The following is an 11,649-nucleotide window of genomic DNA, read 5'->3' on the forward strand; positions in this document are numbered from 1 at the left end:
TCTGTCACCATCCCGCCCGCCTCTGGCCCGACCTGGGGCGACTTGGGCCGGATCCCCGGGTCACCCGTCGAGGCGGGCGGTGAGGTCGGCGCCCGTGGCATCCGCCGTCGCCGACTGGACCGGCGCCACCGCGTTGCCTCCGGCCGCCGACTCCTCCGCCGTCGGTGCATCCGCCGGCTCCTCGGTCGGTGCCGCTGTCGTTGCGCCCGTGGGAGCCGGCGTCGGTTCCTGCGGGGCGCTTTCAGAGGTGGTGGGGCCGGGTGAACCCTGACTGCTGTCGCCTGAAGGCGTGGACCGGCCCGTCGTGCCCTCGGCTGCTGGACGGCTGGTCGTCGGGGTCGCGGATGCGGGCACGCGTACCGGCGGACCGGCGGAATTGCGGGTGGCGGGTTCGCCGCCACCGACGCCAGGGCCAGGCTTGTCCTGCCCGGGTGGCACCGATGTCCGCACCGCGGGCGGTACCGCGGGAGGTCCCGACGGTCGCCCGGCCGGGCCCGGCCGCATCCCGGTGGGATCAGCCAGCACCAGGACGGCAGCAACAGCGGCCAACGATCCGAGAAGCACCGCGAGCGTCGTACGTCCGGGACGGACACCCCGGCTCAATGCGCCGCCGAGGGCCAACCGCCGGGTGTTCGGGTGCTCGGTCCGCGGCCCGGTCGCGGTCGCCCAGGTGGCGGCCCTCAGTTGCGGGTCGGACGAGTCCGCGAGCGCCTGCGCCGCGGTGGCCAGGGCCGCCGCCGTCGGGAACCGGCGGGTGGGCTCCTTGGCCATCGCGATGGCCACCAGCTGCCGTACCTGCGCCGGGACGCTCTCGGGCAGCGGCGGTGGTTCCTCTTCGAGGTGGCGCAGCGCCACCGCGACGGCGTTGTCGCCCTGGTACGGGGGTTCACCGGCGAGGCAGTGGTGGACGACAGCGCCCAGCGCGTAGATGTCGATCGCCGGTGTGCTCTCGTTCTTGGACACCTGCTCGGGCGCCATGTACAGGGCGGTGCCGACGACCTGGTTCACCCCGGTCAGGCTCGCCGCCTCCGGCATGACGGCAACGCCGAAGTCGACGAGCACGACGTGCCCGTCCGGCTCGATGATCAGATTGTTGGGCTTGACGTCCCGGTGGACGATGCCGGCGTCGTGCGCGGCCTGCAGGGCTCGGGCGGTCTGCGCGGCGATTGACATCGCCTCGGCCGCGCCCAGCTGGCCGACCTCGGCGATCCGCTCCGACAGGGACTGTCCCTGCACACATTCCATCACGATGTAGGCGAGGACCGGCTCTCCGGGCCGGGACATCTCGCCGTAGTCGTAGACCTGGGCGACACCCGGGTGACGCAGGGCCGCCATGGCGCGTGCCTCGCGGCGGAACCGCTCGCCGAAGCCGGCGTCGGCGACCAGGCGGGGGTGCAGCATCTTGACGGCCACGCAGCGGTCCAGGGTCTCGTCAACCGCCCGCCACACGTCGCCCATTCCGCCGCTGGCGATGCTCTCGACCAGGCGGTAACGGTCTCCGACGACTTGCCCCACACTCGGCATGATGCTTTCGGTACCCCGGACTCATCGTTCTCAAGCACCGCGCCGCCGCCCGGTCGCCCGACCTCCGATATCGGGTTGTCGCCGCCATACGCCTCGACGATGATGGCCACGACCCGCATCCCAGCCGACGGAACCACCATGGATCTCGCCCAACGTCGTGAGCTAGCCCGCAGGGCGCTCGATGGCTACGAGAGTGGCCCTGACGCCACAACCCGGGCGATGACCAGCGCCCGGGCGAAGATGGGCGACGCTGTGGCCCTGGTCCTGGTCGAGGGTCTCAGCGACCAGATCGCGCTCGAGACGGCCGCGACCGGCGGCGGCCGGGATCTCGAAGCGGAGCGCGTCGTGATCGTGCCGATCGGCGGGGCACACGCGATCGGCCGCTTCCTGACCGAGCTGGGCCCGCTGACCACTCAGGTGCGTCTCGCCGGCCTGTACGACGTGCGTGAGGAGGAAGTCTTCCGGCGCGCACTGGTCGCCGCCCAGATCGGCTCGCCCCACACTCGCGCCGACATGGAGCGCCTCGGGTTTCACGTCTGCGTCAACGACCTCGAAGAGGAACTGATCCGGGCCGTGGGCGCCGCAGAGGTGGAAGCCCTGTTCGACTCGCAGGGCGATCTGGGTTCGTTCCGCTCGCTGCAGAACCAACCCGCCTGGCGCGGCCAGGAACCCGAGCGGCAGATGTGGCGGTTCCTCCGCAGCGGCGCGCGTCGCAATCTGCGCTACGCACGACTGCTCGCCGAGGCGGCAATCGGCCGGGGTGCGCTGCCTCGGCCACTCGCCGCGCTGCTCGAGGCGGCGAGGACCGACAGGGCTGTGGCGTGACAGAGGGATGGGATCGGCGATGGACGGCCCGACCCGGGTTGCGCCGGCCGCCGATCCGACGACCCGTCGATGCCCGCCGGCGCGCACGTCAGACGGTGATGACGACTTTCGCCCGCGCGTGTTCACCTTCGAGGTATCGCATGGCCTGGGGCACCTCGTGCAGCGGATAGGTGCGGTCGATGACCGGGGTGAGGCGGCCGGTCTCGGCGTGCGCGCGGAGCGTGTCGAGGTGCTGCCGGCTGGGTGCCGCCGTGAGGATGACGATGCGGTGTCGGACGAAGGGTGCCAGCAGCCGCCCCCGCGCGATGAGCTTGACCGGTCCGATGAGGCTCCCGCCGCGGTACACGCCGCCGCCGGAGAGCACCAGCGTCCCGGTCGGGGTCAGCACCCGCCGGAGCGCGGTGAGTGAGCGGTTGCCGACCAGGTCGAACACGACGTCGTAGCGGCGGATGTCGCGGGTGAAGTCGTCCTGGGTGTAGTCGACGACGTGGTCGGCGCCGAGGGAGCGGACCAGGTCGACGTTGCGGGTGCTGCACACACCGGTCACGGTCGCTCCGAGCGTCTTGGCCAGTTGGACGGCCATGGTGCCGACGCCGCCGGAGGCCCCGTTGATGAGAACGCGGTGGCCCGACTCGACCTGCCCGACACCGCTCAGGCCCATGAGCGCGGTGATGCCGGCCAGTGGCAGGGCGGCCGCCTGCTGCGGCGTCAGGTTCACCGGCTGCGGCGCGACAAGGGTCTCGGGTACGCACACGTACTCGGCGAACGCGCCGTTGGCGTCACCGAGGTCGCCGAAGACGGCGTCACCCGGGCGCACCTGGCGAACCTGCTTGCCGACGGCCTCGACCCGGCCGGCGAAGTCGCGGCCGCGGATGCGTGCTCGGGGCCTTGATCGGCCCATGGCCAGCCGCGCCATCTGGGGGTCACCACGCATGGCATGCCAGTCGTACGCGTTGAGCGCGGCGGCCTCCACCCGCACGAGCACTTCGTCGGCGGCAGGGACCGGCGCGTCCACCTCCGCGAGCGTGAGCGTCTCCGGCGGGCCGTAGCGGTCTTGAACGATCGCCTTCATCTTGCTCCCCTTCCCCGAGTGTACGGCGTACACCCTTAGAAACAAGGTAGGTGTACGCCGTACACCTGTCAAGAGGATTATGGTTCAATCGGCCGCCGAACGATGAGGAGCGAGATGGCTGAGCAGGCTGAGACGCTGCGCCGGACGCCGCTGAGCAGGGACCGGGTCCTGCACGCCGCCGTCGCGCTCGCCGACGGGGCCGGGATCGAATCCCTCAGCATGCGCAACCTCGCTCAGGAACTGGGCGTCGTGCCGATGGCCCTCTACAAGCACGTGGCCAACAAAGACGAACTGCTCGACGGCATGATCGACGTCGTCGTAGGCGAGATCGACCCGCCCGTGCCCGACGCCGACTGGAAGCTCACCGTCCGCCAGCGCATCCTCTCGGCGCGGCAGGTGCTGCAGCGCCACCCCTGGGCGCCGCTCGCGATCGAGTCACGGAACATGGCGACGCCGGCCATCCTGTCCTACCTCGACTCGATGATCGGAACGTTCCGGGCCGGCGGGTTCTCCGTCGACCTCGCGCACCACGTCATGCACGCGATGGGTAGCCGGATCCTGGGCTTCAGCCAGGAGCTGTTCGACGCCGGCCGGCGCGCCGGCCGGTCCGGCACGACCACCCCGGAGCCACCGGCGGCCCTGCCCCCGGAGATCGCGGCCAGATTCCCGCACGTCGCGGAGGTCGCCATGGCGGCGTCCCACGACGACGCGTCCGTCCTCGGGCAGGGCTGTGACGACCAGTTCGAGTTCGAGTTCGCGCTTGACCTGCTTATGGACGGCATCGAACGGCTGCAACAGCAGGGCTGGGCATCGCCACGCCGGCCTCGCTGAGCCGTCGGCCAGTGGTGGCGGTCCTGCCACCCGGACCATTCAGCCCACCCCTGCCGCGCCCAGCCCACTCCCCCAATCGAGCCGGCGGCCGACCCGTGCACGCACGGTACGGTCGGCGGTCGAGTTGCTAGCGTTCGGCGCTTGTGCGATGAGGAACGGACGGCGGCCGGGGAGAACGCGTTCGGCCTGGCCGCGTTCGGCTCGGCGAGTGAGATCTGCGCCGACGTATGGATCCCCGGTTTCGCGGGCGCGCCCGCGGACGCCCGACCACGCACCGGCGACGGGCACCGGACCGTGCGCGGCGGCACCGCCGACCTCTACCCGTGGCAGGGCTGCGACGAGTGGCTATTGCTGCTTTCCGGCACCGGTACGAGCACGCCCAGTTCACCTCGGTCCGTCCGGTCGCACCGCTGCCAGCCCGTTAGGGTCTGTCGAAGTCGGCGACAGCCCGTGATCTCGTCCGCCGCCTGCGGATCGTCAGATGTCCGCCCGGTCGTCGCTGACGATGATGGCGATCTTGCCGCGGCGGGAGCCTTCGCCTGCGGCGGTATGCGCGGCGGCAGCCTGATCGAGGGTGAACACGGCCTCGATCGGCATCCGGAAGCGGCCCTCAACGAACAGTGCCGCCGCCTCGGCAAGGCCGTGGCGTCCATCGGGTTCGCCTCCGAGCTGTCCGGTCGAGATGCGGACGTTGTGCCGGGCCGCGCCGAAGTCGGCGAGGGTCACCACCTTCTCGGGTGTCCCGGTGATCTCGATCAGTTCCGGGAGCGAGCCCGCCCCGGCGATGTCGAGAGCGCGGTCGACCCTGGTCACGCCGAGTGCGGGGATGCGGTGCGCAAGTCCCGGGCCGTACGTGGTCGGGGTGGCGCCCAACTCGGTGATGAAGGCGTGGTTGTCGGACCGTCCGGTCCCGATGACATGCGCGCCGCGTGCGGCGGCGAGTTGCACGGCGACACTGCCGACACCGCCGGCGGCACCGTCGACGACGATGGTCATTCCGTCCCGCAGGTCGAGGAGGTCGAGGGCCCGGGTGGCGGTTTCGATGCTCGATCCTGCGGCTCCGGCCTGTGCCCACGGCATCGAGGCAGGCTTGTGCGCCCAGAGCCGCAGTACCGCGAATTCGGCGTGGGCGCCGCCGAGCCGGGCGACGTTCACCGTGCCGAACACGTCGTCGCCCACGCCGACACCCGTGACACCCGGTCCGACCGCGTCGACGACTCCGGCAGCGTCGACGCCCGGAATGTGCGGTAGCGACAATCGTGTGCTCATCGGGGTGGCCCCGGACCGGAGGCCGAGATCGACCGGCGAGAGTCCGCCCGCTCTGACCCGCACGCGGATCTCGCCAGCGCCGGGGTGAGGCATGTCGGCGCTACCCACCTGGAGAACCTCGGGGCCGCCAAACTGATGGAACTGAAGTGCGAACACCGCTTCCTTCCCTGGCCGGAGGGTCCGGCTCCGCAGTACCGTAACGACGAAACGGAGCAGGTGTTCCAGATGCGGTCGAAGTGAGAGAGCAGGGACAACGGATGTCTCGGATCGAGCGCTCGGACGCTCGGGCCAACCGCGAACGCGTCGTGACCGCGGCGCGCGAAGCGTTCGCCGAGGGTGGGCTCGAGGTACCCGTCCGGGAGGTGGCTCGCCGTTCGTCGGTTGGCATCGCGACCGTCTACCGGCATTTCCCGACCGGGCGGACCTCATCACGGCGGTGCTCTCCGAGCGGGTCGCCGTGTGCGGTGCCGAGATGCGTCAGGCGCTGGCAGACCCGGACCCGTGGCGGGCGCTCTCCGGCACGATTCTGCGGTTCGCGGACCGACAGGTACAGGACCGAGGGCTCAACGAGGCGCTGCTCGGATCACACGAAGCCGGGCTCGCGTTCAGACGGGAACGGAAAGAGCATTCAGCAGCCTTCGAAACGCTCGTCGGACGGGCACACGCCGCGGGAGTTCTCCGCGAAGGTGTCACGGTCGACGACGTCCGGGCTGGCCTCCTGGCGATCGCGCCCTTCCGGGCTCTGCCGCCGGAGAGAAGCGCAGTGTTGATTCGACGGCTGGGCAGCCTGGTGCTAGCGGGGCTGCGCGCTCCGAACTGACACCTGCGCTGCGTCGCGTGGCGCGGGTGACGTGAGGAACGGACGTCCGCTCGTCCGCCCGGAAACCTCACTCCTCGTCGGGTCCGGCAGCCTCGACGATCGAGACGGGAGTGCCAAGTTCGACGGTACGGGAGACGGTGCACAACCGTTCGTGCGACTGCTGCAACGACCGGGGCAGCGCCTCGCGGGCCCTGTCGCCGTCCGCGCCCACCGGGAACGTCACGGTGAACTCGACCCGGAGGTTCTGCATCCGGTTTCCGCCGGCCTCATCCCGGATCTTGTCACCCGTGACGTCGACGGAGAACCGGGTCGGCTCGGCGCGGCGGCTGGTGATGTGGTCCACGTCCACCGCGGTGCAGCCGCCGATGGCAGCCAGCAGCAGTTCCACCGGCGTGAAGCTGGCGTCCTCGCCCGTGCCCATCGACAGCGAACCGCCGCGGATGTTCCGGGCGACGTAGTTCCCCAGACCGGTGCGCTCGATCTCCACCGAGCGGAAGGTGTCGTCACTCATGACAGGAAACTACCCAACCCTCCTGGTCCCCCGAGCCACCGGCCTACGCTGGGAAGGAGTCAGACGTCGGCTTCGAGCGCGAAGGTGTTGCCGTCCGGGTCCTGGAACCACGCGATACGTCCACCGCCGGCCCGAGCGGTGATCCCCTTGGCGTCGTGTGCGAACTGGTCGTAGCGCGTGAACTCGACGCCGGCCGAGGTGAGCTCGTCAACAATCTGGTCGATGTCGTCGACGTACCACGTCGCGAGCGTCGCCGAGGTCTTCCCGGCAGTGACCGACTGGTACACGTTCAGCGCCGGCCCGCCACCAGACCCATAGACACGGCTGCCATCGGCGATGGTGGCACTGGGGCCGGACCGCAGCGCCTGGAGGCCCAGTTTGCCTTCGTAGAAGGCGACCGCCTTTCGTATGTCGGACACGGCGACCGAAGCTCTGAGGTGGTACCTGTTCAAGGGCATGAGCCACCTTCCCACACCCGCGGAGCCTGACCGACGGTCAGCCGCCCATGCCCAGCTGGGGATACAGGGCGTCGGGGGCGGCGACCGCGCCCCGCGGCCGCGTGACGTCGATGGCCGCGCCGAAGTCGCTGTAGCGAAGGGACGCGTTCGGCATCCCGCTGGCGGCCGGGATCAGGAAACTGACCAGCCGACCCTCGGTGTCCAGCGTTGCGCGGAACGCGTGGCTGCGCACGCTGTCGGGAAATGTGCCACCAGGGCCGGGGCTGAAGTTGATCCCGTTGCCGGCGCCGATCCGGGTCACGTCGATCGTCCCGGTGATGTGCGAGCCGTCTGCTCGTGCGGTGACGATCGCGTTGATGAGGCGGGCCGAGCCGCCGGGGTCGTTCTTGCCTGGGGCGAAGCTCAGGGCGAAGGCTGACGGCACCCGGGCCGGGTCGAGGGTCATCCATTCGTGGCCGACACCCGGCAGGTCCACGTCGGTCTTCATGTAGACGTCGTTGTCGATCATCCGGATCTCGGTGATCCGGCCGAACGTCGAGAGCGTGGCGTCGGCGCGCTTGTTGACGTTGTCGGCGTGCAGCAGTGACGTGACCTGACTCGCGATGTCGACGTCGACGCGAAAGCTCGTGTGATCGATGAACTTCGTACCTGCCCGCAGCAGGTCGATCGCCTTGGCCGTCGTGGCGGCCTCAACGTTGACGGTCGGCACCGGGGCGGGTTCGCTTCCCGTCCGCGCGCCAGCCGAGCAACCCAGAAGAAGCAGTGTTCCCGCGAGAATGCCGGCCATCGCGGCTCGACGTGTCATAACCACACATGGTATGCGGCTGTCGCAGTGCAACGGCATTTGTCGATCAATCCACCTGGTCCCGCACCGTCGGGTCGGCCTCGTTCCCTGCCGGCGCGTTCACCCGTGCTCAGGCGACTTTCAGGCTGAAGGCACCGACCTGGTTGCCGCGCTGCACGTAGTGCGGCAGGTAGAGCTTCCACGTGACCGTCAGCTCCCGCCCCGGGTGCATCGAGGCCGGCACCTCGGCGACCATTTCGAACACGGCGGTGCCCCCGGCGGGGATCTGGGTCAGCGGACGGCAGTTCAGCCGGTACAGCTGAGACGTGTTCACCGCCTCATTCGTCGCATCGCCGAGGGAGAAGCGTTCCATCAGATAGCCCGGACAAGGGTCCAGCGCGAGCGGGCCACCGGTCGGGTTGCCGAGTGTCACGCGGAAGGTGAGCCGCGACCCGGCCGCGGCGGCTGGCGGCCCCGCGACAGTGACGGTGAGCTCGTCGAGCGGCGAGGATGGAGGCCTCGACGCCGCGACCGGCTCGGTGAACCCGCTCACGTACAGCGTCGCCCGCGCGTTGGGATTGACCCCCTCGCCCCGCTGGCAGCCGGGGCGGTCGTCCGCGGTGATGGGTGCGCGTAACGTGCCGCCGCCGTCCGGCACCTGGATCGCAAGCTCCAGCGCCCCGTCAGTCGGTTGGCAGAACGGCCCGGACCAGTCCAGGCGCAAGCTGGCGTGGCCACCGGCAGGCACGGCGACCACCCGGGCCCGAGCCTCGCCGTTGATGCCGTGCTCGTAGAGCATGGGAATTTCACGGCCGTCAGCGAACATGGTGGTGGGCACTTCACCCTGCAACGTGCACTCGACCTTCGACGAGTTCCGCACGTCCACCTCTCCGATGAGCTTGCCGATGGCGGCATCCCTGCCGCGGGGTGTCTCACCGCCGTTTCCGGGCCGCGTCCAGCGGACGAGTCGGCCGGACAGCTGCTGCGCCCGGCACGGCTTGCTTGCGGCTGCCGGGACCCGTGGTCCGGCCGGGCGCCCGTTGAGGTCCTCCGCCGTGATCTTCAGGTCAGCCCACGGGACGCTGCCGTCGGCGAGCAGCGAGGTGGGCGCTGGCTCTGCGGCCGACCGGTCCGGACGACCCGGCTGGGCATTCGGCCCGGCGCAGGCCACGGCAACAGCGAGCACGATCAGCAGCTGCGGTAGCAGTCGACGCATGACCACCACCCTCGCATGACGGGACGGCACGGCGCCTAGGTAGCCGTGCTCAGAGACAGGGTCATACGCCCCGTGCAGGTCACGAGCTCGCCGGCCGGGCGGGCGTACACCGCCAACATGGTCAGAGAACATTCATCCCACCCCGTCCCAATGCGAGGGAGGCCCGAGGCACTAGCATTGCCGCGGTCCGGGACGGCTCTGCTGAAACGAGGCGAAATGCGGTGGCTGCGGCGGTTGCTGGGCGGCGGGCGGGTCCAGCTTGATCCCGAGCGGCAGCAGGCGCTGCTACGGGACGTCCAGTACCGGTACGGCGCCCACGCGCAGATCCGGTTTTCCGAGCAGGTCGAAGCGGTCACCGCACTGCTGAAGGGCGACGACGGCTTGGTGGTGGCAGCCCGGATCGTGAGCCAGGTCGCCGACGAGGCCCATGCGGACCTGCAGGCCCAGGCCCACGACATACACCGCCGGACGGGCCGGCGGCTCCTGGTGCACCGCCGGAACTCCCGGCCGCTGTGGAAGGAGGCCGGCCCGGCCCTGCGGTGGCCACTGTTCGCGTTGCCGTGCGGCTTCCACCCGTACGCGCAGGTGGCCGCCGCGGTCGCCGTCGTCGGCGACCATGCGGGGCGGCTCGACCGGGTGACCGACCCGAACCCACTCGTGACCCGCGTGTTCGAGGTGCTCGACCTCACCACCGCCGGTTGGGAGTACGGGCGGGTGCGGGTGGACACCGACGCCGCCGCCCTGGCCGATCGACTGATCTCGACCGCCGGGCAGGTCCTCGCAACCATGGACGACCCTCCCCGGCTGCCACCTCCGGTCCGTGAGCTGATGCGCCGCAACAACACCCTCGACGTTCATGACCCGACCGGCCCTCGGGTGGTAGGTGCGATCAACCTGGGTGCGAAGATGCGAGAGCGTCTCCTGGTCTGACCTCCGCTTCCCAGAAGGGGCCAAGGCGGAGCACCGCCGATCAGCTGAATCGTGCCGTGAATTGGTCCAACTCGCTGACCTCGTCAGACATTGTTGAGCACTAATCTGGGCCGGTGCAGGACCAGCGGCCGGTGGAGCCAACGTTCCGCGGAGCGTCCCGCCGCCTGCTCGTGGATGGGCTGGTCGGACACTTCGACGACGCCTCCCGTTCCCCCAGGCCTGGTGCGCGGGCCGCTACGTGGTGGCTCGCCGTGCGTACACCTCGATTTCGATCTTCATCCGAGGGTCGGCGAGGCCGCACACGAGCATCGTGGCGGCTGGCCGGACCTCGCCGAAGGCGCGACGCAAGGTCGGCCAGCAGGGCTCGAAGTCGGCCCGTTCGGGCAGCAGATAGCGCACCCGGACCACATCGGCGAAGGTGCACTTCGCCTCGGTCAGCGCGGCATCTATGTTGCGCAGGCACTGCTCGGCCTGCTCCACCACGTCGTCGGAAATCGTCATGGTGGCGTAGTCGAAGCCGGTCGTCCCGGACACATGCACCCAGTCGCCATCGACCACGGCGCGGGCATAGCCGATCTGCTCCTCGAACGTCGAGCCGCTGAGGATGGAACGTCGCTCTGTCATGCGCCGAACACTAGGTGACCGGCACAGGGGGGCGAGGCAGCTGTGCCCCGGGGCAGCACACGACGGTACCCCTCGGCGCGCATCCGAGATGGTTCCTATAGTCACCCGGTGACCATTGAGCAGGTTCGGGCGAGCCATGGCCCCGTCCGGAACGTTGGTGCTGGGCTTCTTCGACGGTGACGAGGTCGCGGCCTTCGACCACAAGGTCGTGACCGCCTATCGCTGGCCCGTCGACGAGCTCTCCGAGCGACTGACGCGCGCCGGCTTCACCGAAGTTGAGCGCCTGCACCGGCCCGCCGACGGCACTCATCGGCCGCACGCCGCCATCGCTGCCATCGCCACCGAAGGCTGAGCCGAGCGGATCGCCTCGAACTACTCCACGCGTTGCCTACCGCAGCCACCGCAGTGCGGCATCGGCAGTGTCCTCAGGGCTGCTGTTGAAGGCGATGGCCGCCCGGGGCGCGTGCTGCCGAACAAGGTTGACCACCTTCTCGAAGAACTCGAGCAGAGGCTCATGCTTGCGGATACCGCCCCCCACCACCACGCAGGCGTAGTCCTTCCCGGTCAGAGCCTCAACGATCGCTCCCTCGGCGTTCTCGTCGGGTACCACCAGGCACATGTCGGCCTCGATGCCATGATCAGCGAAACGGGCCTGGCCGCGCGCGATCGCCGCTACGACCGGTTCAGGATCCCAGCCAGGAATCCGGACGGGATCGACACCAATCACCAACACTCGCCCCGGTGCCATGCATGCTCCTTCTTCGTCCACCCGATGCTGCCACAGG

Annotated in this window: 13 protein-coding genes and 3 pseudogenes; 7 read left to right on the forward strand and 9 right to left on the reverse strand. The window is 70.0% G+C overall.

Going from position 1 to position 11,649, the window contains the following annotated elements; all coding sequences use genetic code 11:
• Positions 1 to 60: 60 nt before the first annotated feature.
• Positions 61 to 1,515 carry a protein kinase gene (locus ABZU69_RS19610; protein ID WP_354965760.1) on the reverse strand — a complete coding sequence of 485 codons (1,455 nt, stop codon included), beginning with the start codon at positions 1,513 to 1,515 and terminating at the stop codon, positions 61 to 63.
• A gap of 108 nt (positions 1,516 to 1,623) precedes the next feature.
• Here ABZU69_RS19610 and ABZU69_RS19615 point away from each other — a divergent pair, with 108 nt between their 5' ends.
• Entirely contained in the window at positions 1,624 to 2,349 is a 726-nt protein-coding gene (locus ABZU69_RS19615; RefSeq protein ID WP_354965761.1) for a TOPRIM nucleotidyl transferase/hydrolase domain-containing protein, read from the forward strand.
• Positions 2,350 to 2,437: 88 nt separating this feature from the next.
• Here ABZU69_RS19615 and ABZU69_RS19620 read toward each other — a convergent pair whose 3' ends face one another.
• On the reverse strand, positions 2,438 to 3,421 hold the full coding sequence (locus ABZU69_RS19620) for an NAD(P)-dependent alcohol dehydrogenase (RefSeq protein WP_354965762.1): 984 nt from the start codon (positions 3,419 to 3,421) through the stop codon (positions 2,438 to 2,440).
• Between the two features lie 114 nt (positions 3,422 to 3,535).
• Between ABZU69_RS19620 and ABZU69_RS19625 the strand changes: the two genes are divergently transcribed.
• Together ABZU69_RS19625 and ABZU69_RS19630 are read left to right on the forward strand one after the other, a co-directional pair.
• Positions 3,536 to 4,252, forward strand: a complete 717-nt coding sequence (locus ABZU69_RS19625) for a TetR/AcrR family transcriptional regulator C-terminal domain-containing protein (protein ID WP_354965763.1) — start codon at positions 3,536 to 3,538, stop codon at positions 4,250 to 4,252.
• Positions 4,253 to 4,405: 153 nt separating this feature from the next.
• A pseudogene (locus ABZU69_RS19630) lies at positions 4,406 to 4,677 on the forward strand (hypothetical protein); the annotation flags it as partial.
• A 52-nt stretch (positions 4,678 to 4,729) separates the two neighbouring features.
• On the opposite strand, the gene ABZU69_RS19635 reads toward ABZU69_RS19630, so the two are convergent.
• Positions 4,730 to 5,677 (reverse strand): NADP-dependent oxidoreductase, encoded by a 948-nt coding sequence (locus ABZU69_RS19635; protein ID WP_354965764.1) that lies wholly within the window; start codon positions 5,675 to 5,677, stop codon positions 4,730 to 4,732.
• A 101-nt stretch (positions 5,678 to 5,778) separates the two neighbouring features.
• On the opposite strand from ABZU69_RS19635, the pseudogene ABZU69_RS19640 reads away from it, so the two are divergent.
• Positions 5,779 to 5,886 (forward strand): annotated as a pseudogene (locus ABZU69_RS19640) (TetR/AcrR family transcriptional regulator); the annotation flags it as partial.
• 71 nt (positions 5,887 to 5,957) lie between these two features.
• On the forward strand, positions 5,958 to 6,341 hold the full coding sequence (locus ABZU69_RS19645) for a hypothetical protein (RefSeq protein WP_354965765.1): 384 nt from the start codon (positions 5,958 to 5,960) through the stop codon (positions 6,339 to 6,341).
• Between the two features lie 67 nt (positions 6,342 to 6,408).
• Here the strand turns inward: ABZU69_RS19645 and ABZU69_RS19650 are convergent, their stop codons facing one another.
• The 4 genes from ABZU69_RS19650 to ABZU69_RS19665 all read right to left on the reverse strand — a co-directional run bounded on the left by ABZU69_RS19650 (position 6,409) and on the right by ABZU69_RS19665 (position 9,310).
• Positions 6,409 to 6,852 carry an OsmC family protein gene (locus ABZU69_RS19650; protein ID WP_354965766.1) on the reverse strand — a complete coding sequence of 148 codons (444 nt, stop codon included), beginning with the start codon at positions 6,850 to 6,852 and terminating at the stop codon, positions 6,409 to 6,411.
• A gap of 59 nt (positions 6,853 to 6,911) precedes the next feature.
• Positions 6,912 to 7,310 carry a VOC family protein gene (locus tag ABZU69_RS19655; RefSeq protein WP_354965767.1) on the reverse strand — a complete coding sequence of 133 codons (399 nt, stop codon included), beginning with the start codon at positions 7,308 to 7,310 and terminating at the stop codon, positions 6,912 to 6,914.
• Positions 7,311 to 7,347: 37 nt separating this feature from the next.
• Positions 7,348 to 8,115: a hypothetical protein gene (locus ABZU69_RS19660; protein WP_354965768.1), complete on the reverse strand. Its 768-nt coding sequence runs from the start codon at positions 8,113 to 8,115 to the stop codon at positions 7,348 to 7,350.
• 109 nt (positions 8,116 to 8,224) lie between these two features.
• The gene (locus ABZU69_RS19665) at positions 8,225 to 9,310 is read right to left on the reverse strand and encodes a hypothetical protein (protein WP_354965769.1); all 1,086 of its coding nucleotides are present in this window, start codon (positions 9,308 to 9,310) and stop codon (positions 8,225 to 8,227) included.
• Positions 9,311 to 9,526: 216 nt separating this feature from the next.
• On the opposite strand from ABZU69_RS19665, the gene ABZU69_RS19670 reads away from it, so the two are divergent.
• Positions 9,527 to 10,240, forward strand: coding sequence for a hypothetical protein (locus tag ABZU69_RS19670; RefSeq protein WP_354965770.1), 714 nt, complete (start codon positions 9,527 to 9,529; stop codon positions 10,238 to 10,240).
• 234 nt (positions 10,241 to 10,474) lie between these two features.
• Here ABZU69_RS19670 and ABZU69_RS19675 read toward each other — a convergent pair whose 3' ends face one another.
• Positions 10,475 to 10,864, reverse strand: coding sequence for a RidA family protein (locus ABZU69_RS19675; protein WP_354965771.1), 390 nt, complete (start codon positions 10,862 to 10,864; stop codon positions 10,475 to 10,477).
• 115 nt (positions 10,865 to 10,979) lie between these two features.
• Between ABZU69_RS19675 and ABZU69_RS19680 the strand changes: the two are divergent.
• Positions 10,980 to 11,216, forward strand: a pseudogene (locus ABZU69_RS19680) (SAM-dependent methyltransferase); the annotation flags it as partial.
• Positions 11,217 to 11,252: 36 nt separating this feature from the next.
• On the opposite strand, the gene ABZU69_RS19685 reads toward ABZU69_RS19680, so the two are convergent.
• On the reverse strand, positions 11,253 to 11,612 hold the full coding sequence (locus ABZU69_RS19685; RefSeq protein ID WP_354965772.1) for a hypothetical protein: 360 nt from the start codon (positions 11,610 to 11,612) through the stop codon (positions 11,253 to 11,255).
• Between the last annotated feature and the right edge of the window lie 37 nt (positions 11,613 to 11,649).

The organism is Micromonospora sp. NPDC005206 (assembly GCF_040608175.1).
GTDB lineage: Bacteria > Actinomycetota > Actinomycetes > Mycobacteriales > Micromonosporaceae > Micromonospora.